This window comes from Moraxella oblonga NBRC 102422 (assembly GCF_001598275.1).
GTDB classification, from domain to species: domain Bacteria; phylum Pseudomonadota; class Gammaproteobacteria; order Pseudomonadales; family Moraxellaceae; genus Moraxella; species Moraxella oblonga.
The window spans coordinates 58,309-81,121 of sequence record NZ_BCYQ01000006.1; the positions used below are offsets into that span (position 1 = coordinate 58,309).

Below are 22,813 nucleotides of genomic sequence, written 5' to 3' on the forward strand. Positions count from 1 at the left end.
TAAATATTACTTACCAAAAGTTACCCAAATTTCGCTATTTTTGATGAACTTTATTATGCCGTTTGGGTTATTTAAAAATCAACGGTGTTATTTTTAGGTTAAATAGCGATATTTAGGGGCTAAGTTTTTTGATGTCGTTCATTTTTTGTAAAGTAGCTTCTTTGCCTTTTTGTATCATCAAGGTTTTTTGGGTGGTGTCAAAAATGGCAAATTCATCAAGCTGTGGTGTGATGATAACATCACTCATCGCCAAATCCTCTGGGTGGGCATGAGCAGAGGGTGTATAAAGCATTTTCCAAAAGGCTTGTGGTTTGTCAGGTAGAGTATCTGGCAGTTCATCAGGTAGATTGATTTGGGTTTGGGCTGGTAGGTCGTTTAGGATTTGGCTTAGGTCAATGCCAAATGGTAGTGGGGTATTTTTTAGGGCATTAAAATCCACAGGAATGTTGACAGTTTGGTTGCCCCATGTGGCAGATATGCCTGTATCATCTTTTTTGATGGTGGCTTGTTTTTTGGTGGTTTGGGTGGGTGATGGGGATTTTTGGGGCAAAAGATTGACCGCGATGACCTTTTTTGCTCCCAAGCTTTTGGCAATGCGTACAGGCAACAGGGCAGACTGCCCACCATCAATGTATTTATCACCATAATTGGTAGGTATGCGTGGAGCGATAAAGATGTTTGGAATGGAAGCAGAGGCTTGGACAGCAAGCCCTGCCTCACCTGTATAAAATGGCGTGGCTTGACGGCTTTGTTTGTGTGTGGCGACAGCAATGAAGGGTGTGCTAAATTTTTCTATGGGTTTTTGGGTGTGATTATTGATGAAAGTGCGTAATTTTTCGCCAGCAACGAAACCTTGCTTACTTGGAGTAAAGTCAATGAGTGTGGTCTCATCTAAATCTACAACAATCTGTCGGATTTGTGAGGGTGTTTTGCCAGAGGCATACAGTGACCCAATGATGGCTCCAACACTTGTGCCAACGACCATGTCAGGTCTAATGTTGTTTTCGTGTAGGGCTTCAAGTACACCGACATGAGCAAAACCGTATGCACCGCCACCGCCCAGCACAAGGGCGATTTGGGCAGGTTTTGGTTTGGGGGTAACAGGCGTGACGGTTGGGGTGGGGGTAGGTGCTTTGGTGGTGCAGGCGGTTAATGCCAAGACGGATAAGCTCGTAGCGACAAGGGTGGTAAATTTTTTCATGATAATCAATGGGTGGGGAAAATGGGCTTATAATACGCCAAATCGTGGGATTTTGCGTATGAATTTTGTAGTGGGTGGTGTGTTTTGTATGTTTGTTTTAAACGTCATCAGCAAAACCCCCAAACTCACATAAGTTGGGGGTTTTATTGGCTTAGAATTTATTTTCTAGCCTAAATAATGCACCATAACCCGTTTCATCATTGGCATGACGCTTGATGTATGGCGTAAATTCCACATAAGTGCCTGCTACTGGTTGATAACCGATGCCTGTGGCAAAATGCCCTGTGGTTTTGGCAGATTTACTTTGATGGATAAAATCATGTTTTTCAACATCTATCAAACTTGCAGTATAAACAGGGTCATCGCCCGATACTTTTTGGGCGATTTCGGCATTATTTACCCATGATAATTTGTCCGTTAAGCCCACTTTGGCATTCACGCCTGTGGTGGCATAAGTTGCCTTATGCTCCATCTTGCCATAGCTAATGGGGAAAGCGGTATCGTCATTTTCAGTGTAGGCATCACGACTGATGTCGGTGTGCTTTGCTCCCACATAGGCACGCAGGGCGGTGCGGTCAGTGGCAAAGGATTTACCCACTTTCATGCCGTAGCCAACCCCTTTAATGGTAGCTTCATTCACACCCAGCTCGGTATTGGCAAGGGTTGGGCGAGTGATGGTGGCGGTGTAGTCGTCTTTGGCAAAAGATGCTTCGGCAAATACGCCATTATCCGCCTGATAACGTACCACCGCACCGATACCAACATCGTCATTTTTGTGGCGATAGCTGTTTGGTAATTTGCGATTGATAGAATGGTCAAGCGATACACCCACCGACAAGCCGTTACCAAAGCCATAACTGATGCTGGCTCCCACGCCAACATCTTGCGTTCTATCGCCATCTTCTTTGCTGATACTCACATCTTCTTGAATGCCAATGCACAGTCCATCATCAGCATGACAGGTGTACTGTAAGCGGTCAAGTGCATGGGCTTGCATGCTCATCAAGGCAAAACTATCCGCACCTAGCTTGTTGATGGTGCTGATGGTATTGACAACATCAATCATGCCGACAACCACAGGTGTTGTTGGCGGAGTTACAGGCGGAGTGGTAGGCGGTGTTATGGGTGGTGTAACAGGGGGTGTTGCTGGTGGCGTAACTGGCGGAGTGGTTGGGGGCGTTACGGGTGGCGTAGGCGTAACAGGGGGTGTTGTTGGCAGAGTTACAGGCGGAGTGGTAGGAGGTGTTGTTGGTGGTGTAACAGGAGGTGTGGTAGGCGTTGCATTGGTATATTTAACTTTCCAAACCACAGGTTTCCATGAACCACGGTCGTTGTCATCGTCTTCTGAAAAACCAGCAATAATTGTCCCATCATCATTAAAGCTGGTAACAACGCCCTCCATTCTGTTGGGAGCGAAACCAAATCCCTTATCAAGCGTTCCCAAATCGGTAATAACTTCATAGTTTTCGCCACTCCATATCACAGGGCGGTCTCCTGTTTTATTATTGGAGGCATCTGTGGAAGTGCCACCAGCGATTTTGCCATCTTTGGTTAAGGCATAAACTTTGGTGCTATTATAGTAATTGTCATTGTGGGAAGGGAGGCTTTTTAGGCGGATTTTGGTTTTCCAATCATCGCCCGTCCAAATGACTGCTGACGAATTGGCTCTATCATCAACCTCAGAAGAGCCGCCGATGATTTTGCCATCTGCACTGATGGCGGTTGCAAGACCAATACCCAGATTGTTTTCTCTTAAAGTACCCAAATCAATCAGTGTTTGCCAGTTTTCGCCAGTCCATACGACAGGGCGAGTGTTAACACTGTTTGTTTTATCAGAATAATTGCTAATTGAACCACCAACCGCTACACTACCATCGTGATTTAATGCCAATACTCGTGAATCATCGGTAGAAAACCAGTGGGCGGTTGAGTGTGGTAATTTTGGCAATTCAACAGCTTTTGTCCAGTCGCTACCATCGTTTTTTAGAATGGCAAGACCACTCCAACCACTGCGACTACCTGCAATCACCTTACCATCACTGCTTAGAGCATAGATATAGCTGGTACTTCTGGCAGTATCATCTGTTGGTATGGTGGTTTTGGTGGCAGAATCTTTGCCAGACCATATACCAGCATGCACCCTATCATTAATGTTGGTTACAATATCGCCAAAGCCACCCAAAATCTTGCCATCTTGGGCGATACTCGTAATTTGTGATGAACCACTGTCATCTTCTTTAAAGCCACCCAAGTCCCTTCTATCTTGGTAGTTGTCGCCACTCCAAAGCGTTGCTCGTCTATTGTTCCAACTGGGGAGATTGTCATTATTGCTTACACCATACACATTTTCACCACTACTGTCCAATATTAGGCGAGTATAGTGATTATAAGGCGTGCTACCAGACATTTTGCCAGCTAAGGCAATTTTATCGGTAACTTCTACGGTGTGTTTGGCAAAGCTGGGTGTTGCTATAATGGCTACTAATGTTAAACTTAGTGTGCTAAGTTTAAAGGCTTTTTTGGAAGGGGGGGATAACTTAATCATAAAAAATCCTTATAAATGAGAAAGATTAGTAATGCTATACTAAATTCAATTCAAAATCCAACAAAGATTTTTCGTTCGTGGTGAGCTTGTCGAACCATGACGAAAAAACTGTTTTACCCTTCGACAAGCTCAGGGCGAACGGTTTTTTGTACAGTTTTGATATGAATTGAGTATAATCATACCTAAAAATACCCACAATAACAAGGGAAATAAACATTTTTTGTAAAAATGCAAAAAGCCAACCCATGCAAGAGCTGGCTTTTTGTCATTATGAACTTAGATGTTGTCAATAATGCCGTTTAGGGTAGCACTCGGACGCATTGCTTTATCAAGTAAATCACGGTTGGCAAAGTAGTAACCTTGTGTCTCGACCGCAGAGCCTTGTACGCCGTTTAGCTCGGCAACGATGGTGCTTTCTTGGTCGTTTAACGCCTGAGCAATCGGAGCAAATTCATCGGCTAGGGCTTTATCGTCCGTTTGGGTGGATAGAGCATTCGCCCAGTATTTGGCTAGGTAGTAGTGGCTACCACGGTTGTCAATCGTACCAAGTTTACGTTGTGGTGATTTGTCGTTCAAAAGTAGCTCTTCGGTGGCTTTGTCTAGCGTGGTGGCTAGGACTTGGGCTTTGGCATTGCCTTCACGTTCTGCCAAATGTTCAAGCGATACCGCCAACGCCAAAAATTCGCCCAAACTGTCCCAACGTAGGTAGTTTTCGTTTTGGAATTGTTGAACGTGTTTAGGTGCAGAACCGCCAGCACCAGTTTCAAACATACCGCCACCATTCATGAGTGGAACGATAGAGAGCATTTTGGCGGACGTACCAAGCTCCAAGATTGGGAATAGGTCAGTCAAATAATCACGCATGACGTTACCTGTTACACCAATGGTGTCTTGCCCGTCTTTTAGGCGAGTTAGGGTGAAGTTGGTTGCCTCAACCAGTGGCAAGATGTGGATTTCTAATCCTGTGGTGTCAAGCTCGGCAAGGTAGGTTTTGACTTTTTTGATGAGTTCTCCATCGTGAGCACGTTTTTCGTCTAACCAAAAGACGGCAGGAGTATTTGACAATCTGGCACGTTTAACCGCCAATGCCACCCAGTCTTTGACAGGAGCGTCTTTGGTTTGGCAAGCACGCCAAATATCGCCTGCTTCCACTTCGTGTGATAGCAATACATTACCTGCTTCATCAATGACCTCAACTTTACCATCAGCAGTGATTTCAAAAGTTTTGTCATGTGAACCATATTCTTCGGCTTTTTGAGCCATGAGACCTACGTTTGGTACAGTACCCATGGTGGTTGGGTCAAATGCACCATGCTCTTTGCAAAATTCTACAACGGCATGATAAAGTGGGGCATAGGTGCTGTCAGGAATGATGATTTTGGTGTCTTGTTGTTTGCCGTCTTTGTTCCACATTTGCCCTGATGAGCGTACCATGGCAGGTACAGAGGCATCAATGATAACATCTGATGGTACATGTAGGTTGGTGATGCCTTTGTCGCTATCAACCATTGCTACATCAGGATTGTTGGCATAAGTTTCATTAATCAATGCTTCAATATCAGCTTTGGTGTTGGCATCTAGTTTGTCAAGATTGGCTAATAAATTGCCAAAGCCGTTATTGACGTTGATGCCCACAGCGTCTAACTCTTTACCATATTTGTCAAATACAGGTTTAAAGAAAGATTTGACCGCATGACCAAAAATGATGGGGTCAGACACTTTCATCATGGTGGCCTTCATGTGCAAACTGTATAGTACGCCTTTTTGTTTGGCATCACCAACTTGTTCGTCCAAGAATGATACCAAGGCTTTTTTACTCATAAAAGTAGCATCTAAGATTTCGCCAGCTTTTAGGGCAAGAGGTTTGCGTAAATCAGTGGCGTTGCCGTTTTTATCGGTAAAGACGATACGCACGGTGGTGGCATTTGGGACAGTAACGGATTTTTCGTTGTGAAAAAAGTCATTATCGCTCATTGTTGAGACATGAGTTTTACTGTCTTTTGACCATGCACCCATAGAATGTGGGAATTTTTTGGCAAAATTTTTGACCGCTTTTGGGGCACGGCGGTCAGAGTTGCCTTCACGTAGGACAGGGTTTACCGCCGAACCTTTGACACGGTCATAGCGAGCTTGAATGTCTTTTTGTTCGTCAGTGTTTGCTTCGGTGGGGTAGTCTGGAATGGCGTAGCCGTCATCTTGAAGTTCTTTGATGGTTGCCAAAAGTTGAGGCATGGATGCTGAAATGTTTGGTAGTTTGATGACGTTGGCTTCGGGTTTGATGACCAATTCACCAAGCTCTGCCAGAGCGTCTGTTTGGCGTTGATTTTCTTTTAAAAATTCAGGAAATTGGGACAAAATGCGACTTGCTAGTGAAATGTCGCTCACTTTAAAATCAATGCCTGAACTTTTGGTAAAGGCTTGAATGATGGGTAGTAGAGAATGAGTGGCAAGGGCGGGGGCTTCGTCTGTATAGGTATAGACGATGGTGGATTTGGTCATAAAAAACTCCGATTTATTGGTTTTACAAATGGGTTTATCATCACTGATAAATTGTTGCCATTATGCCATATTTTTATGGTTTTGGCTAGGGTGTGCCCAACATTTTTGATTGTCAATGTCAAAGAATAATCTGTTTGTTTATTTATAGGGATAATCGCCCATTTGCGTTTTTACCATGATGATCGGTTCTTCATATACGTTTTCTTGAATGTCCAAATAAAAATCTTGTAATTCCAAATGGTCGGTTTGTGTATTTAGCCATTCCACTTTATCATGTGATGAAAAATCAAAACTTTTAATGGGTGTTACTGTATTTTTATCAAATAAATAAATACTTGATATACCTAAAATATTGGTTTTGTGTTCATAAACGATAATATAATCATCAGAACAGACTGCTTTTGTATATCCTGCAACATGATTATCAATGATAAAGGTTTTTCCATTAATATTAACAATGTTTAACATTTTGTCTGGTGTTGATGTAAACAAACAAGGTTGTTTGTTATTAAAAACTTGATTTTTATAGTTTTTATGACGCCAATCTTTGACGATGTCATTGATTTTATGTCCAGATTTATTTAGATGAGTCCATAATTTTGATAATTCTGCTTCATATCTTGGGTAAATTTCATGTTTTATGTATTTAGATTGTCCCTGCCAAATGATATTTTTATTGGCATCCAACAGTTTATAAGTAGAATGATATTCTAAGTTTTCATCATAATCATAAACAACATAATAATCTACCTTTTTCTTATCAACAACCTCTGTTATCACGCCACAACTACCATAACAATTAGGGTGTTCAATATAAAAATTATCGCCATATTGATATTGGCTTGGTCTTGTAAAGCTCCTATCGTACCTTCTTTCAATATTATCAATAAACTCAAATACGGTGTGTTCATCTACTTTGATGTTTGTTATGGGCACAAATTCTACGCCTGATAGTTGTTTGGTTGTTAATGCTATTTTTTTATCAAAATAACGTTCTTTTTCTTGAATGTTTGCATGATTAAAAAGGTTATTTTGATAACAAAAAATCAACAATACCAATAAAATAAGAAAAGCAATAAAATTGTTTAATTTGGCATAACTTCCTTTTAAATGATAAATAATGATTGGGTAGGAAATTGTGATTAAAGATAGATACCAAAATAATGCCCCATATCCCCAAAATTCAATCTTTTCGCCTAATGGGCTCGAAATTTCGCCACCTATATCTCTAAAACTTATAGAGAATGATGACAATATTAACATAAAATAAGAAGAATATAGCAAGAATTTTCTGTCAATATTTTTGATGGTTGATAATAACACAAGTACATAAATATAATTGGCATAGACCGCAATAACGCCGATATTTCCCTTTAATAAACCAAACCAAGCAATTGGGCTGGCAGACGATATATATAATCCAGAGTACCAATCTATTTTATCATTATTCCAAAAACCAAACGCAGGAAAATATAAAGACAATCCATAAAATATCACAGATAAGCATATAAAGTATTTTGTGGAATTATCCATTGGTGGTTTGGATTGTGCCTTGATGGTGTGATTGCTGTTTGTTTTTATGATTGACATTATCATGCTCCATAATATCGTTAAACATCAACTAAATATTAAAAAAATATCGCTCCAAGCCCCTTAATAAAAGCTCACTTTCTACCGCCAACCGATTATTAAATTGAGCGTTGAGCAGATTTGACCCACCGCCTGTGAGTGTTATTTGATAATCAGGATAATCTGCTTGTATCGCTCGCACCGCCCCCACAACCCCAAACAAAACACCATGATTGACCGCATCAAAGGTGGTTTTTCCAAGTGTGATACTGTCAAATTTGCCTGCCTTGACGTCAATCTGCTGAGTGCCTGCGTATAGGGCGTGGCGTTGCATATAAACATTGGGTAGGATATAACCGCCCAAATGCACGCCTTCATCAATCAAATCAATGGTCAAAGCCGTGCCACAGCCCACTACACATTGTTTTTGGGTATTATCCACCACGCCAAGCATTTGTAGCCACCTGTCCACGCCAAGTTGGGTTGGGTCATAATGGCTTTTTAAAAGTGAGTGGGTGGCATTGACTTTGGCAAATTCAAAGGGTACGTTAAAATCTTGTAAAGTTTTGGTAATGGCATGATTGATTTTTTCACCAAGCACGCTAGAAATGCCAATAAACTGCGGTTTAAAGCCTGCAAGTGTGCCCAAAAGCCCAAGCAATAATTCGTTGGGGGCTTTAAGGTGTTCTTTTGCGTCATGGGCGATGATTTTGTTGTTATCTACAACCCAATATTTTAGGCGAGTATTACCCAAGTCTAGCCAAAGTTTTTTCATTAAAAATTACCTTCTATTTTTGCCATGCCTGCATAAATGGGTATGATTTCATCGTTGTTTTTTAATAACAATTCGCCATGGTTGCCAATGCCGACACAAATACCATTTGCATGAATGTCTGTCATGTTATTTTGAATAAAAATATGTACAGATTTATTATGTAAAAGATGTATTTTATTAAATTCATTAATAAAAATATTGAGTTCATTTTTATCTTGGCAGGCATTGCAAATCTGTATTGATTTAAAAATGGCATTGCTCATTGGTATGTATAATTCATGGGCAGATAGATTTAAATCTGGTTTTAAATCTTTTAAGCAAGTGGCTTGATAAAGACCATCTTGAATCATGGGTGTATGATTGACATTTAAACCTACGCCAACCACCACACCAACAAGAGTATTTTTGTCGTTGATTTTTTTAAAAACAGGTTCTATCAAAATACCAGCAAGTTTTTTAAAAGTGTTTTGTTGATTGTCATAAAAACCCACATCATTTGCCCATTTGACACCGATTGGAGGCAACTGGTTGTTGGCATACGTTTGATTAATCGTTTGAATGATTTCTAAATGGGCAATCTGATGTCCTACCGCCAACGATAACAAGCCTGATAATTGAGATAAGTCAAATTCTTTATGTCCAATAGGAATGTATAAAGACAAAAATACATTGTTTGCACCACTAATCCATGAGCGACCGTGTTGTCCTCGTCCTGCTGTTTGATGGTCGGTCGTGTATAGGTGGGGTAGGTGATGTTGGTGTATGCCGTCTGCGATGGCACGGATTAGGTCGGTGTTGGTACTGCCTGTACACTGGGCATGGGTGTGGGTGGTGGGCGTTAAAAAATGGGGCATGGGCTTAAAATCAGTGAAAAATTGGGCTATAATAGCACAAATTTTTAAGGAGTAGGTAAAATGATGTATTTGTGGTTTGTGATTGCAGGGTCTTTTGCGGGCGTGTGTGCAGGGTTATTTGGCGTGGGCGGTGGTCTTATTATCGTGCCTGCTTTGGTTTGGATTTTGGGGGCGTATGGTATGCCTGTGGACGTGCTAACCCATGTGGCGGTAGGGACGGCGTTGGCAACCATTATTTTGACTTCTATCAGTTCTATGTCAGCTCACCACAAACGTGGCGGGGTGCGTTGGGACGTATTTAAACACATGGTAAAAGGATTGGTGCTAGGCTCGCTGGTGGGAGCATGGGTGGCAACTATGGTAGATGGCAAGGCTTTGCAAGCGGTGATTGGCGGTGGGGCGATACTTGCGGCAATCAAAATGCTGTTTTTTCCCAACAAAGAAAACCCCAACAAGAAGCTACCTAAACCCCATGTACAAGGCATCATTAGTGCCTTGATTGGGGCGTTGTCAGCGATTTTTGGGATTGGTGGGGGGACGGTGATTGTGCCATATTTGTCCAGTAGTGGGTTGCCCATGAAACAAGCGGTAGGCACATCATCGGCGTGTGGTTTGCCGATTGCGATTGCAGGAACATTGGGTTTTATTTGGTTTGGGCGTGAGGCGATTGCTAAGCTAGATGTCGCTGGCACAGTTGGCTTTATCCATATTGGGGCGTTTGTGAGTATTAGTATTTGTAGTTTTGTTATGGCAAAAGTGGGAGCGAAACTTGCCCATGTCCTGCCTGCCAAAACACTCAAACAAGCCTTTGGTGGTTTGCTCATGGTGGCAGGGTGTCAGTTGATTTATAAAGGATTGATGGGTTAAACCAAAAAAAACACACTTAAAAAAGTGTGTTTTTTGTTGAATGCAATGGTGAGATAAGTCCAACCATAATGGTTTTGTGCTACCCTTTGACCTAGCTTGGGGCGAACAAAAACCTAGTGTTTGTGGGAAGTTTATGGTGTTTTTAAAATGCCATAAACTTTGTGTGGCTCTGCACAAGAGATTTGTTGGCGTAAACCCCTTACCAATCTCCCCCAATTTTTGCTAAAATACCCTTTTTTTATCATCAGCTCATCTCATGCGTCTAAAATCTTTAAAACTTGCTGGCTTTAAATCCTTTGCCAACCCCACCACATTTACCTTTAAGCATGACATCACGGCTATCGTAGGTCCTAATGGTTGCGGTAAATCCAATGTTATTGATGCCATTCGTTGGGTACTTGGGGAGACTTCTGCCAAACAACTTCGTGGTGGGGCGATGAGTGATGTGATTTTTGCAGGGGTAGAAGGCAGGGCTGGCAAAAGTTTGGCAAGCGTGGAGCTGACTTTTGAGCATACCCAAGATGAGAGTACAGGTATTCGCCATGCTCTTAATCTCTATCAAGAGCTGACCCTTCGCCGTCAAGTTACCAAAGAGGGCAAATCGGATTATTTTATTAATGGTCAAAAAGTGCGTCGCCGTGATGTGGTAGATGTGTTTCTTGGCACAGGGCTTGGTGCTAGAAGTTATGCGGTGATTGAGCAGGGCATGATTGGACGGATTGTAGAATCTAGCCCTATGGAGCTTAGGGCGTTCATTGAGGAGGGGGCGGGTGTTTCTCGTTATCAAGCAAGACGTATAGAAACGCAAAAACAGCTTGATGATGCTAGGGATAATTTAGAACGCCTCACCGATTTGCAAAGTGAGCTTAAAAAACAACAAAAAACCCTCATCAAGCAAGCTGAATCTGCCAAACGCTACGAAGTGCTACACCAAGAGATGACCCAGATTCAGCAAAGTGGATTATTGGAGCGGATTTTTGAGACGTGGAAATTGGTTGGGCAAAAACAAGCTGAACACAATAAATCCACTCAACTTCTTGCGACACTAGAACAAAATGTTACCAAAGCTCGTCAAGCCCTTGACCAAAAAAGCGAACAAATCGCCCAAGCGGTATGGCTAAAAGATGATGCAAAGGACAAATACCATAATGCTCGCATGGCGGAGCAGACGGCTGAACATAATTTTTATAAAGTCAATCAAGAACTTAGTCAGTCTGATGATAAACTAAACCGCCTCCTCCAAGCCCAAAAAGATGCTCAAATGAGCATACAAACTGCCCAAGTTGAGCTTGACCAAATCTCCCAAGCTCTGACCAATACCGCTCCAGAACTTGGCGAAGTGCAAACGGTGCTGGCAAATTACCAAAATGAGCTTGCTGGTGTTCAGCACACATGGCAAAATGCTCGTGCAGATGTGGACAAACTCACCACCACTCGTCAAGCCTTAGACACTCAAAAACAGCTTGCTTTATCAGGCAAGCAACGCCTAGCCATCGCCCTACAAAAATGGCAAAAACGCCAAGATGACCTGCTTGGTGAAAAAACCGCCCTTGCTAGCACCCAAGCTGATACAGGTGAACGGGAGAGGTTGGCTCGTGAGATTGAGGGCTTGACGCTTGCCATTGACGAGATACAGCTTGATGATGACAAACGCACACTAAATGAGCTTAGCCAAAAAGTCGCCACATTCAAAGCTGAGTTTACCACGCTTGAAAAACGCCATGCCAGTTTGACGGGCGAATACGATGCTTTGCATAAACTGGTTTATCCACCCAAAAAACCACGCGAAAAAACAGCCACCACCCAAGCCAATCATGACCGTCATGAACAATTACAACAGCTTAAAGATGTGATTAGCTTAAGTAAAGTGGGTAAAGACTTTGGGGTGGTGCTGGACGGATTTTTGGGGTTTTGGCTAGATGGTAGATTGGGCGATGTTTCTTGTAATGATATTGTAGAGACAGATGGTCAAAAACCCACCGCCATTTTTTATCCAAGCACAACGCCTGCCGTGAGCGAAGGCGAGCTACTTGCCTTGAATGCACTCATTGACCGTCCCAAATTGGCGTTGTTTGATAACATTTATCTGTACACAGGGCAGGGCATACCAAGCGTGATGGGTGATAAAATTATCCTGACTAAAACAGGTTGGATTGTAGGGCGATTTGGGGTGGTGTCTGCCAGCAAATTTGGGGCGAAAAGTGATTTTTTAAGCCAAAAAGAAGGGCATTTGGCACGCCTTGCCGACTTAGAAAGTGAGCTAGATGTGTTAGAAAGCGACATGGAGAGCAAATCACAAACCCTCAAAACGCTCACCAATGATGAAGTACGACTTAAAGTTGCTTTTGATGAACGTGTTGCTCAGCGTGCCATGCTCATTAACAAGAAACATGGGGCGGAGCAGGCCTTGCTCCGTGCTGAATCTGCCCTAAAAAATCATGCACTTAAAGCTGAAATGATTGCTAAAAATCAAGCCATTCTTGATGATGAAAAAGCTGAGCATGACAGCGATATACTCAAATTTGATGAGCAAATTTGCCAAAGTGAGAGCGAACTTGACAAATTATTGCCCAAATTACAAACCGCCACTGATATCTTCAACACGCTAGGTGGGCAAGTGGAGCATTTGAATCGTGTCATCAAAGAATGTCATGATAAAGTAAATTCGTTGACATTACAAAATCAGTCTTTGTTGCAAAAACAAGCTCACGAAACCAAACTGCTTGACATGGCAAAACTTGCCCTAGCCAATGCCGAACAAGAAATCCAAGCGACATATGCCAAAGATGAATCGCTCATTGCCCAGCTTCCCACGCTAGAACAGGCATTCAAACTTGCCAAAGCCCAGACCGCCGAACTCAAAGCCCAAAGTGATGAACATGAATCACAGGTCAAGACACTACAAACCGTGCATGGCGAACTCCAAGAAAAACTGACGGACGCTCATACAGCAGTCGCCACCGCCCAAGCTCACGCCACCCAAATCAGTGCGGAGGTGGCGGTTGCCCAAAGTCGCCTAACGGATTTGGGTGAACAAATGCTTGGATTTGATGAAAACTTTAATTTACCATCTACACTCCATGATTTTACTCACAAACCGCCCACTTTTACTGACCACAGTAAACGCCTAAATGACATCAAAGCTGAGCTTGACAAAATCGGAGCGGTGAACCTTGCGGCAGCAGCGGAGCTTGCCGAGCTTGAAAGTCGTGTATCGCCGATGGATAATCAAATCAAAGACATCGAAGGCAGTATGGATAAACTCAAAGATGCCATCAGCACCATTGATGACAAAACCAAAACCTTATTTTTGGATATGCTAAATGCGGTGAATGGTGAGCTTAATGCTTTATTTAGCAAAGTGTTTGGCGGTGGGCAGGCGAGTTTGACACTTATGGATGATGAGACGCTTTCCAAAGCCGACAAATGGCGAGCGGGGCTGGTACTCATGGCACAACCTAAGGGCAAGAAAAATTCACGGCTTGGCGTACTGTCAGGAGGCGAAAAGACGCTTACTGCGTTATCGCTCATCTTTGCGATTTTTAAACAACACCCTGCTCCGTTTTGTGTGTTGGATGAGGTTGATGCACCCTTAGATGATGCCAACGTGGGGCGTTTTACCAGTCTCATTCATGAGTTGGCGGACAGCGTGCAGTTTATTTTTATTAGCCATAACAAACTTGCCATGCAAACCGCTCATGAATTAAAGGGCATCACCATGCCAACAGCAGGCATTTCTAGTTTGGTTACGGTGAATTTGGAAGAAGCGGAGAAGTATTTGGAGGGGTAAAGAAGTGGTGTTATAATGATAAATTCAATTTATTTTTTTATGATATTGAGGTAATAAAGTAATGGGTGGACAAAAAGATATCGTTGATGCCAAAATTGCTGAATGGGAACGAGTAACAGAGGAGAATGATGGTCAGCAAAAATATATAGAGAGTCAGTTTGCTCTTGGTTGTGTTTATGCTATGCGTGGTCACTATGAGAGATCAAGTGTAATTTTTCAGAAGTTGCGTAGTTTAAGTAGCGACTTTCTTCTTTATGCTTTTTGTGAAATAATGAAAATTATATCGTCCACATCAGATCGTGGTATGAATTTTGAGTTATTTGCTGATTTGTTGCTCTATCAAAGTCGTGTACTTGACTGTTTAAAAATAGATTTTAAGAGTAAATATGAAAGAAAGTTGGCTCATTACACCATTCCAGATACTGTAAATAAGATACTAATAGGAAGTAAATTTAGACTGAATAATATTTATAATATGAATGATCCAGTTGAGGGTAATGTATTATTACAATACTTCAATCAAGATCTTTGCTTTAATCAAGAATATAAAAGTATTGAATGTACACCATTTATTGCTTGTTTTACATTTAATCATGATAGTTTAAACCAATTTAGGTTGTACGGAAAAATTAATCAACGAGAGGCAACAGGTGTTAGTGTTGTTCTTGGTGAGGATTTTTTTGATATACGCCCTACTGGAACATACTCTTTTGTTAGGGTGTCAGAAGTAATCAAAGATTTTAACGTGACTAAAGATGCTCTAGATAAATTTCGCTCCCAAAATCAACAAAATAAAGAGGATATTGAGAAGTTGCCTGTTTATCGTTGTATTTATATAGATCCAGAAACTGGATATATTCGTTTAGCACAACGAGATAAAATAACTTTTTATCGTGAATTTTATCAGGAATTTTCTAAAGATGGAGAAATGAATAAGGGGACAATTGCAATTAAAGTTGAGTCGCTTTGGAATGATTATCAGGGTTTTATTCAAGATATACAAGATAAAATTAAGAACATTTTTGATAATATGTATAAAATCATAGAAAATATACTAAATAATACAAATGATAAAAATAAAAAAGAGGTTATTGAGTTAATTAATTTAATTTTATTACCAATACAATACCTAGTTAAACACTCTGCATTCCAAGAGGAGCAAGAATGCCGAATGTGTTATATCACTTCACTTAATGATGATTGTGTTGAAATGAATTTTGAGAATAAATGGCTTTATATTAACTATCAAGAACCTGTAAAGAAACATATTAAAAATGTATATATTGCCACAGGAGCAAGAGAATATTATCCATTTATTGTGCGATTATTGGATGGCGATGCGTCAAAAGTTCAGTTATCCAAAAATCCATTTCGGACGGCAGGGTAATTAATGTGGGGGTGATTTATGTATTTATGGAGCATCAAATAGCCCTGCATTCGTGAAAATTGGGGCTGATTAACCTTAAACGGTGCATAACACGCACCTACGCCCAAAATCAGCACCTTACCCCAACTACACACATTGACTGGTGGCACAACCAAACATCGCCATGATGATATAAATGGGGAAAAATAACGCCGTACCGATTTCGTTGTGGTTGCGACTGTCACCGATGAACCAAATGGGAATGGGCTGTGCCAGTTTGTGTTCATCGCCAAGTCGCCTGTCAGCGGACACACGATAAAGTGGCGTTTGTGTGCCGTCCAACCTAAATGTTACCGCCAGTTCTTTTGCGGGAAATTTTTCATAAATGCCTTTGGTAGGGTGGGGTTTGGCACGGTATTGAGAGCGTATGGCGATTTTTTGGTCGGGCGAGAGTTTGGTTTCGTCCACGATAAGCTCATAACGAGCGATGATGTCGCCTGCGTGAGCGGGGTGTACCCTTTCTTGAATGCTGACCGTGCCACTTTTAATGGCGGGTGTATAATCCTGTACAAAGGTACGAAATTCGCTCACTTTTTGATTGAGTGTCCAGCCATACAGTCGGTATTGATTTTGGCTGGTTTCAAAGGTAATGCGACCTTGCTCAACGTGGGATTTTAAAATGTGGGTTTCGGGAGCAGGTGGCGTGGTTGGGGTGTTACTTGGTACGGTGTTGCACGCCAACAAAGAACATGACAAACCTACGATGAGTGCTTTTTTAACATCAAACATGGTATTTCCAAATAAAAAGGGCGGGGCATGGGTTGATGATGTGACAAATACCATTTGCCAAATGACCAAACCCAGCACGGTTTATGCTGGGTTGGTTACTAAATGGGCTTAATCATCAGTCTTTTTGCCTTGTTTGTTGATGGTAAAGCTCTCATCATCTTTTATGACAAGGGCGGTACCGTCCTCAAAATCGGTGGCAAAATCATAAATGAGCGGAATGACAACTTTGCCTTTGGTGTCCAAAAAGCCATATTTGGTATCGCCATCTTTGTTGTCTTTACCCACTAAAATACGACCTTCGGAAGGGCTTGACGCACGGTCGTATTCAAATTTGGTGATGGCTGTGCCTTTGTTGTCAATGATTGCCCATTTGTTGTTTTGTTCGACTGCCACCATGCCTTCGTTGTACCAGTTGTTGCTGTTGGTGTATTTGATGGGGATAATGACTTGGTTTTTGGGGTTGATAAAGCCAACATACTCACCCTTTTGCACTTTGGCAAGTCCTTCGCTAAATCCCCAGCCATCATCATAGGTGGGCTTGATGGCGTAGCTACCATCTGTTTTGATGTAGCCCCATTTGTCATTTTTTTCAACGAGGGCAAGCCCTTCTTGAAAGCTCCACGCCTCATCAAATTGGGTTTTGATGATGAGTTTGCCTGATTGGTTGACAAAGCCGTATTGTTCGGTGTTGTCATCACTTACCACAAACAGCCCCATTTCGCTGTCGCATTCTTCATGTTCGCCAAAACTTAGGTGTGATGGCAAGGTGATGTCATCGCAGTTGGCAAAGGCAGAACCTGCAACGAACAATAAGGCGAAGGCAAATTTTTTCATGGCGAATCCTTGAAAGTGGTAAATGGGGTAGGTGTGTCGTATGCATGTTCTTATTGTAGCAATTCTGATGGTTTTGTCAATACCTGTTTACTATGCCTTTCCAAATACCACAACAGTAGCACGCTTGCCACCGACAAAGATACCACCAGAGCCGTCCAAAAACCATAAATGCCCATGCCTCCATAAAATGCAAGTCCAATACCGGGTAATAAACCACAGCCCCAAAAGGCAACGATGTGGATAATCATGGGGATTTTGGTGATTTGGTAGCCACGCAAGGCATAGCTTGCCACGCATTGTATCGCATCAAATAACTGAAATGCTGACGCAAAAAGTACAAGCACCCCCACGATGGCAATGACCGTCATGTCATTTGTATACATTTGTGCTAAATCATAACGTCCCACCAACAAAAACAATGCCGTTAGTACGGATAAAATCATGGCACTACTTATGGCCACGCCACTGATATATCTGGCTTTATGAGGCTTGTTTTTGCCAAGCGAAAAGCCTACTTGTACTGTACTGGCGATGCCGATACTTTGGGGAATCATGTAGATGAGACTTGTTAGGCTGATGACGATTTGTTGGGCGGCGACAAGGTTGTCGGTTTGGGTTTGTTGATTGTTGAGCTTTGCTACCAAAAACATGGTGAACGTAAACAAACTTACTTCAATAAAAAACGAAAACCCAATAGGCAAGCCAAGTCGTGTTATGTCGCCAAATTGGCGAAGATTTGGTGGGCTAAATTTGTCCGTTAAACCAAATTTGGCAAAATGCTTATCTTTGATGATATACGCCCCAAGTACAATGGCATTAACCCAAAAAACAATGGCGGTTGCTAGCCCACACCCAGCTCCACCCAGAGCAGGCATGCCCCATTTGCCATAGACAAATATATAATTAAGTGGAATATTGACAAAAAAGCATAGCCAGCTTACCCACATGATGATTTTGGGTTTATTGAGGCTTGATGCATAGGCGTGTAATGCACGATGTATCATGGCAGAAGGCATGGCAAATCCTGCAAACCATAGATACTGTTTGGCGGTGACAAGTGTGCGGGGGCTTAGGTTGCTAAAATATCGCTCAAAAGGCACGATGGCAAACCACATCAGCACCATACCAATCACACCCACCATTATCCCATACCAAATGCCTTGTCGCCCAAGCTCACCAATGTCGCCAAAAGTTTGGTTTTTGCTCGCACCATAAGTTTTTGATAATATGGGGTTTAAGGCACTCATCACCCCCATGAGTGTGATGTAAATGGTGATAAAAAAGCTATTGCCCAACGCTACCCCTGCCAAATCCTCTTTTCCTGCCCCACCTGCCATAACTGTATCCACAAAGCCTGTACCTACTTGGGCAATTTGGGAGAGCAACATAGGCAAGGCAAGGGCGATGAGTGTGCGAAGTTCTTTTTTATAAGTATTAAAAGAATAACGGTTAATGTCTAAATACATGGCAAATTCAAGGAAAAAACGATTATTTTAACACAAATTAAATCACCCCAAGCATTTTTAATCCTTGATAAATGCCATCTTCATCATGGCGTGGACAAATAAAATTCGCCACATTTTTTAGGTCATCATGCCCATTAGCCATCGCCACACCAACGCCTACCGATGAGAGCATTTCTATGTCATTTAAGCCATCACCAAAAGCAACTGCTTCTGACATGGATAAACCCAATTTTGCCTCGCCCTGTGGCGATGGCGATGTGAATATTTTGGCGTTTTAGGGCAAGTAGGGCTGGCAGGACGCTATCGGGAATGCGGTTTTCGTGCTTGATGTATAGGGTGTCATCAATGTCAAAAAAGACGATTTTGGGTTTGGTATTCATGTGCTTTGCCGTTGAAAATTTACTCATTTTATGCAAAAATAACGCCATTTGCAAATAAAAGAGCAACCCATGAATGAACCTACCCTACATCAACGCCGTATCATTTACCAAGCCCGCCGTGGATTAAAAGAGCTGGATTTTTATATTGACCCTTATGTCAAAAATCACTATCTTGATGCCAATGAACGTGAGCAGTTGGCGTTTGAAAGACTGCTGGCACACGAAGACCCAGATTTGCTTTTGTTTTTTTTGGGGCAGGCGAGTGCTGACGATGAAGAAGTCATGGCATTGATTGAAAAAATGAAACAGTTAAAGTATGCCTAAAACATGCTAAGATGTACCTAGATACCACAATCAAGCCGACCAAACACACCTTGTGGATACAGGGGGTGTTTTTGTTGTTGGTGTTTTTGATGTTATTTTTGGCAAAAGTGGCGTGGTGGCAATATGGTACTGTCATGATATTAGTTGCATTGTGTTTTTATGTACAACATATTCGCCATGTGCCATTGGTGGCTTTATCGGTTGATGATGTCAAAGAGATTTGGTATTTGGGCATGTATGATGAAGATGAGCCAGAAGTGTGGCAAGGCTATCTTAGTCATGCCCAATTTGTCAATTTATGGGCGGTAAGATTGACTTTTTATGTGGTTGTGCCGTTTGAGATGAAGTATTCGGTGGTGATTGATAAAGGGGGTATGAGTGGGGTGGATTTTGCCAAATTGAAGGCGTTGGCAAGGTTTTTTTAGTCAAAAATTTGCAATCAATGACACCCCACAACACAACAAGCGTGCGGTTGATTACAATATCTTTACAAGCACTTTTGAATTTCGCCCATTTTGCCATTTTTGATAACGCTCAATTGGCAAATCACTGGGCGATGTTTCGCAAAATCCATGCTCAATAAACCAATGTAGGGTGCGGGTAGTTAGGGCAAATAGGTGGGTTTTGCCCATGCGTTTGGCTTTTTGTTCGGCAAATTTGAGCAGATTTGCCCCACGTGTGCCACTGCGATACTCAGGGTCAATGGCAACGCTGGCGATTTCACTACTGTTTTTGTCCAACTCATACAGGCAGGCACAGCCGATGATTTTGCCGTCTCGTTCCATGACAAAAAACACATCTATGTCTCGCTCGATGTCCGTCTCATGACGTACCACCAAAATACCCTGCATCTCTAAGGGTTTGATGAGTGCCATGATACCCAAAATGTCATTGATGGTTGCCTCTCTGATATGGTCATAGGCGTGCCTACTGATGAGTGTTCCCATGCCATCTGTGGTAAAAAGCTCGCCCAATAGCACATCATCTTTATCAAAATCAAGCAACTGCACACGTTCTACACCACGTTCACAGGCATCAATGGCGTGTTTTAGGTGAGGGTATTGTTTGGCACTCAAGGCGGTCAGCTCCTTGATGAGATTACCATCATCATCTCTTAGACTTTTGTCCAAAATGATGAATTTATCCGCCCCAAGACACACCGCCACATGTGTGGCAACATCGGTAGCGTTTAGGTTAAATAGTTCGCCTGTCGCCGAAAAACCAATAGAGCTGATGATGACGATGTGATGGTTGTCTAAGGCTTGTTTGATGGCGTTATCATCTATACGCCGTACTTCTCCTGTTTGCATAAAGTCTATACCATGACGCACACCAAAAGGTTTGGCACTAACAAAATTGCCTGTGATGGTACTAATCTTTGCCCCAAATAGGGGGGTGTTGGCAAGCCCTTTTGAAAATTCGCCTTGTATTTTTAGGTTTAATTCGCCCACAGTCGCCAAAACGGTTGGCATGGCACAGCTTGGTGTGATACGCACGCCGTCAAAAAAGGGCGTATCCTTATCCATGCCTGCTTTGGCAAGTGCTTGATTGAGCTGAACTCTTGCTCCATGCACCAACACCAGACGAATGCCCAAACTGTGAAGTAATGCCAAGTCTTGTATCAGTGTGGCAAAATTATCATGGGCGATGGCTTCACTATTTATCATCACCACAAAGGTTTTGCCCCTATGAGTGTTGATGTAGGGTAGTGAATGGCGAAACCAGTGGATTGGGTTTGGGTGGGTCATGGCGAATACTTGTAAAAATTTTGCTTATTTTATAAAAATTTTGCTAAAAAAGGGGCATTTGTGTGAAATTTTTACCATAAATAAACGTATCTTTAACGTAGCGATTATCTTTTCGTGGTATGATGTTGTCATATTATTTTTTAAAGGAAAAACCATGCGTAAATTTTCTACTTTATTGGTCGCCATGACGTTGACTACTGTCGCCCATGCAGTATTGCCCACCCCAACAGACGAAGTGAGTTTTGTTGCCAAACCCACAGGCAACCCAAATGCTCCCACCACTTACAACACGCCCATCCAGCCAGTTGTAACCCCTGTGGCGGTTGCTCCCTTACAGACGACACTACCAAATCCACCACTCAACACTTCACAAAATCAGACCACGCAAGGCAACATCACCTCTGTGGTGAATGCTTTTGTCGTCCAAAATATCAATGGTCAAGAAATGCTAACACCTGTCAATGCCAATACGCCTGTCAAGTCTGGCGATATTTTAGAATATCAAGGGCTTTTTACCAATCATGGTGAACGTGTACGAAGTATGGACGTTACTTTGACGATTGATGATAAGTTGGAGCTTGTGGGAGGCTTGTCGCCAAGTTTTGCCCATGCCAGCGTGGATCATAGCCGTTTTGTGCGTATGCCAATTCGTGCCAACATTGGCGGTCAGGTTCAAGAATTGCCATTATCATATTATAAGGCACTGCGTTGGACGGTGGAGGATATTGGTGTGGGTGGTACGGCGGTGGTAAAATATCGAGCGATTGTAAAATAAATTCCCATTCATGAAAACCCTAGAACTTCTTATCACACGAGCATGGCAGAGCAACTCTCCCATGCTGACAACGCTTGCCCCCTTGTCGGTACTGTATGGGGTGGTGGGGCGTGTGCGTAAGTCTTTGTATGACAATGACAAACTTAGCAAATACCACGCCCCAATCCCTGTGATAATCATCGGCAACATCACGGTGGGCGGTAGTGGCAAAACGCCACTCATCATCGCTTTGGTGAAGTATCTACAAAGTAAAGGCATATCGGTTGGGGTGATTAGTCGTGGCTATGGGCGACAGATGAGTGAGCCTGCTTTGGTAAAGGCGGACAGCACCCCCAAAGACGCAGGCGATGAGCCATGCCTGATTGTGGGGCAGACAGGCGTGGCGATGGCGGTGGGGGCGAATCGGCGTGAGGCGATTGAGCTACTCATACAACATCACCCCGATTTACAACTGATTTTAAGCGATGATGGCTTACAGCATTATGCCCTACATCGTGATGTGGAGTGGATAGTCGTTGATGGGGTGCGTGGTTTTGGCAATGAAAAGCTCTTTCCACAAGGCTTTTTGCGTGAGCCGTTGTCTCGTCTAGATGGGGCAAGCGTGATTTATCATGATGCACGCACACATCTGTATGATGATACGGCGATGACCATGCACTTAGTGCCAAGCACGCCCATACCACTATTGGGTGGCGACAAATCCCTACCACCCCAACAGGTCTATGCCGTAAGCGGTATCGGCTATCCTGACAGATTTTTTCAGACTTTGGCTGATTTGGGCTTTGATGTGGTCAAAAAACCCTTTGGCGACCATCATGATTTTAGTCTGTCTGATTTGGCAGAGTTTACGGATTTGCCCATCATCATCACCGCCAAAGATGCCATCAAAATCCGTGAGCTTACCAAACACTCGTCCCATGCGATTTTTGACAATGTATGGATTTTGCCTGTACAGGCGGTGTTGTCTGATGGGGTGTATGGGGAGATGGATAGGGTGCTTGGGGAGCTTGATATTGGGAATTAAAAAGGTA

At 42.6% G+C, this 22,813-nt stretch carries 19 protein-coding genes; 7 read left to right on the plus strand and 12 right to left on the minus strand.

Annotated features, from left to right (window positions below):
* Nucleotides 1-112: 112 nt before the first annotated feature.
* The 6 genes from MOB01S_RS01600 to MOB01S_RS01630 form a co-directional block, all read right to left on the minus strand.
* Nucleotides 113-1,201 carry a patatin-like phospholipase family protein gene (locus MOB01S_RS01600; RefSeq protein WP_066800606.1) on the minus strand — a complete coding sequence of 363 codons (1,089 nt, stop codon included), beginning with the start codon at nucleotides 1,199-1,201 and terminating at the stop codon, nucleotides 113-115.
* Between the two features lie 151 nt (nucleotides 1,202-1,352).
* Complete coding sequence (locus MOB01S_RS01605; protein WP_066800608.1) at nucleotides 1,353-3,746, minus strand: hypothetical protein; 2,394 nt, start codon at nucleotides 3,744-3,746, stop codon at nucleotides 1,353-1,355.
* Nucleotides 3,747-4,022: 276 nt separating this feature from the next.
* Nucleotides 4,023-6,245: an NADP-dependent isocitrate dehydrogenase gene (locus MOB01S_RS01615; RefSeq protein WP_066800612.1), complete on the minus strand. Its 2,223-nt coding sequence runs from the start codon at nucleotides 6,243-6,245 to the stop codon at nucleotides 4,023-4,025.
* 138 nt (nucleotides 6,246-6,383) lie between these two features.
* Complete coding sequence (locus MOB01S_RS01620; protein WP_066800615.1) at nucleotides 6,384-7,835, minus strand: hypothetical protein; 1,452 nt, start codon at nucleotides 7,833-7,835, stop codon at nucleotides 6,384-6,386.
* Between the two features lie 31 nt (nucleotides 7,836-7,866).
* Nucleotides 7,867-8,589, minus strand: coding sequence for a pantothenate kinase (locus MOB01S_RS01625; RefSeq protein ID WP_066800618.1), 723 nt, complete (start codon nucleotides 8,587-8,589; stop codon nucleotides 7,867-7,869).
* Complete coding sequence (locus MOB01S_RS01630; RefSeq protein ID WP_066800619.1) at nucleotides 8,589-9,443, minus strand: biotin--[acetyl-CoA-carboxylase] ligase; 855 nt, start codon at nucleotides 9,441-9,443, stop codon at nucleotides 8,589-8,591. Before MOB01S_RS01630 ends, MOB01S_RS01625 begins: the two co-directional genes overlap by 1 nt.
* Before the next feature lie 60 nt (nucleotides 9,444-9,503).
* Between MOB01S_RS01630 and MOB01S_RS01635 the strand changes: the two genes are divergently transcribed.
* From MOB01S_RS01635 to MOB01S_RS01645, 3 genes are all read left to right on the plus strand, one after another.
* Complete coding sequence (locus tag MOB01S_RS01635) at nucleotides 9,504-10,310, plus strand: sulfite exporter TauE/SafE family protein (RefSeq protein ID WP_066800622.1); 807 nt, start codon at nucleotides 9,504-9,506, stop codon at nucleotides 10,308-10,310.
* A 256-nt stretch (nucleotides 10,311-10,566) separates the two neighbouring features.
* Entirely contained in the window at nucleotides 10,567-14,100 is a 3,534-nt protein-coding gene (locus MOB01S_RS01640) for an AAA family ATPase (protein ID WP_066800625.1), read from the plus strand.
* Between the two features lie 61 nt (nucleotides 14,101-14,161).
* Nucleotides 14,162-15,487 (plus strand): tetratricopeptide repeat protein, encoded by a 1,326-nt coding sequence (locus MOB01S_RS01645; RefSeq protein WP_066800628.1) that lies wholly within the window; start codon nucleotides 14,162-14,164, stop codon nucleotides 15,485-15,487.
* 126 nt (nucleotides 15,488-15,613) lie between these two features.
* Here MOB01S_RS01645 and MOB01S_RS01650 read toward each other — a convergent pair whose 3' ends face one another.
* The 5 genes from MOB01S_RS01650 to MOB01S_RS01670 form a co-directional block, all read right to left on the minus strand.
* Nucleotides 15,614-16,255 (minus strand): hypothetical protein, encoded by a 642-nt coding sequence (locus MOB01S_RS01650; RefSeq protein WP_066800630.1) that lies wholly within the window; start codon nucleotides 16,253-16,255, stop codon nucleotides 15,614-15,616.
* A gap of 108 nt (nucleotides 16,256-16,363) precedes the next feature.
* Nucleotides 16,364-17,089 (minus strand): WG repeat-containing protein, encoded by a 726-nt coding sequence (locus MOB01S_RS01655; RefSeq protein WP_066800633.1) that lies wholly within the window; start codon nucleotides 17,087-17,089, stop codon nucleotides 16,364-16,366.
* Between the two features lie 50 nt (nucleotides 17,090-17,139).
* Nucleotides 17,140-18,555, minus strand: coding sequence for an MATE family efflux transporter (locus MOB01S_RS01660; RefSeq protein WP_066800636.1), 1,416 nt, complete (start codon nucleotides 18,553-18,555; stop codon nucleotides 17,140-17,142).
* Nucleotides 18,556-18,592: 37 nt separating this feature from the next.
* Nucleotides 18,593-18,772: an HAD hydrolase family protein gene (locus tag MOB01S_RS01665; protein ID WP_066800639.1), complete on the minus strand. Its 180-nt coding sequence runs from the start codon at nucleotides 18,770-18,772 to the stop codon at nucleotides 18,593-18,595.
* Nucleotides 18,747-18,935, minus strand: coding sequence for an HAD hydrolase family protein (locus MOB01S_RS01670; RefSeq protein ID WP_066800771.1), 189 nt, complete (start codon nucleotides 18,933-18,935; stop codon nucleotides 18,747-18,749). The genes MOB01S_RS01665 and MOB01S_RS01670 overlap by 26 nt, the downstream gene beginning before the upstream one ends.
* Before the next feature lie 69 nt (nucleotides 18,936-19,004).
* Here MOB01S_RS01670 and MOB01S_RS01675 point away from each other — a divergent pair, with 69 nt between their 5' ends.
* Nucleotides 19,005-19,259 (plus strand): FAD assembly factor SdhE, encoded by a 255-nt coding sequence (locus MOB01S_RS01675; protein ID WP_066800641.1) that lies wholly within the window; start codon nucleotides 19,005-19,007, stop codon nucleotides 19,257-19,259.
* 11 nt (nucleotides 19,260-19,270) lie between these two features.
* Entirely contained in the window at nucleotides 19,271-19,684 is a 414-nt protein-coding gene (locus tag MOB01S_RS01680) for a hypothetical protein (RefSeq protein ID WP_066800643.1), read from the plus strand.
* Between the two features lie 51 nt (nucleotides 19,685-19,735).
* On the opposite strand, the gene argA is transcribed toward MOB01S_RS01680, so the two are convergent.
* Entirely contained in the window at nucleotides 19,736-21,007 is a 1,272-nt protein-coding gene (gene argA, locus MOB01S_RS01685) for an amino-acid N-acetyltransferase (protein ID WP_066800646.1), read from the minus strand.
* A gap of 154 nt (nucleotides 21,008-21,161) precedes the next feature.
* On the opposite strand from argA, the gene MOB01S_RS12765 reads away from it, so the two are divergent.
* Nucleotides 21,162-21,782 (plus strand): hypothetical protein, encoded by a 621-nt coding sequence (locus MOB01S_RS12765; protein WP_245639975.1) that lies wholly within the window; start codon nucleotides 21,162-21,164, stop codon nucleotides 21,780-21,782.
* A 10-nt stretch (nucleotides 21,783-21,792) separates the two neighbouring features.
* The gene (gene lpxK, locus MOB01S_RS01695) at nucleotides 21,793-22,806 is read left to right on the plus strand and encodes a tetraacyldisaccharide 4'-kinase (protein ID WP_066800649.1); all 1,014 of its coding nucleotides are present in this window, start codon (nucleotides 21,793-21,795) and stop codon (nucleotides 22,804-22,806) included.
* Nucleotides 22,807-22,813 lie beyond the last annotated feature (7 nt).

Excerpts from the sequence above, each read along its gene's own strand:
- MOB01S_RS01665 (WP_066800639.1), bottom strand. The coding sequence starts at position 18,772 with ATGTCAGAAGCAGTTGCTTTTGGTGATGGCTTAAATGACATAGAAATG.
- MOB01S_RS01645 (WP_066800628.1), top strand. The coding sequence starts at position 14,162 with ATGGGTGGACAAAAAGATATCGTTGATGCCAAAATTGCTGAATGGGAA.
- MOB01S_RS01650 (WP_066800630.1), bottom strand. The coding sequence starts at position 16,255 with ATGTTTGATGTTAAAAAAGCACTCATCGTAGGTTTGTCATGTTCTTTG.
- MOB01S_RS01640 (WP_066800625.1), top strand. The coding sequence starts at position 10,567 with ATGCGTCTAAAATCTTTAAAACTTGCTGGCTTTAAATCCTTTGCCAAC.
- MOB01S_RS01670 (WP_066800771.1), bottom strand. The coding sequence starts at position 18,935 with ATGAATACCAAACCCAAAATCGTCTTTTTTGACATTGATGACACCCTA.
- MOB01S_RS01620 (WP_066800615.1), bottom strand. The coding sequence starts at position 7,835 with ATGTCAATCATAAAAACAAACAGCAATCACACCATCAAGGCACAATCC.
- MOB01S_RS01605 (WP_066800608.1), bottom strand. The coding sequence starts at position 3,746 with ATGATTAAGTTATCCCCCCCTTCCAAAAAAGCCTTTAAACTTAGCACA.
- MOB01S_RS01625 (WP_066800618.1), bottom strand. The coding sequence starts at position 8,589 with ATGAAAAAACTTTGGCTAGACTTGGGTAATACTCGCCTAAAATATTGG.
- MOB01S_RS12765 (WP_245639975.1), top strand. The coding sequence starts at position 21,162 with ATGCGTAAATTTTCTACTTTATTGGTCGCCATGACGTTGACTACTGTC.
- MOB01S_RS01600 (WP_066800606.1), bottom strand. The coding sequence starts at position 1,201 with ATGAAAAAATTTACCACCCTTGTCGCTACGAGCTTATCCGTCTTGGCA.
- MOB01S_RS01660 (WP_066800636.1), bottom strand. The coding sequence starts at position 18,555 with ATGTATTTAGACATTAACCGTTATTCTTTTAATACTTATAAAAAAGAA.
- MOB01S_RS01675 (WP_066800641.1), top strand. The coding sequence starts at position 19,005 with ATGAATGAACCTACCCTACATCAACGCCGTATCATTTACCAAGCCCGC.
- MOB01S_RS01615 (WP_066800612.1), bottom strand. The coding sequence starts at position 6,245 with ATGACCAAATCCACCATCGTCTATACCTATACAGACGAAGCCCCCGCC.
- MOB01S_RS01680 (WP_066800643.1), top strand. The coding sequence starts at position 19,271 with ATGTACCTAGATACCACAATCAAGCCGACCAAACACACCTTGTGGATA.
- MOB01S_RS01655 (WP_066800633.1), bottom strand. The coding sequence starts at position 17,089 with ATGAAAAAATTTGCCTTCGCCTTATTGTTCGTTGCAGGTTCTGCCTTT.
- argA (WP_066800646.1), bottom strand. The coding sequence starts at position 21,007 with ATGACCCACCCAAACCCAATCCACTGGTTTCGCCATTCACTACCCTAC.
- MOB01S_RS01635 (WP_066800622.1), top strand. The coding sequence starts at position 9,504 with ATGATGTATTTGTGGTTTGTGATTGCAGGGTCTTTTGCGGGCGTGTGT.
- lpxK (WP_066800649.1), top strand. The coding sequence starts at position 21,793 with ATGAAAACCCTAGAACTTCTTATCACACGAGCATGGCAGAGCAACTCT.
- MOB01S_RS01630 (WP_066800619.1), bottom strand. The coding sequence starts at position 9,443 with ATGCCCCATTTTTTAACGCCCACCACCCACACCCATGCCCAGTGTACA.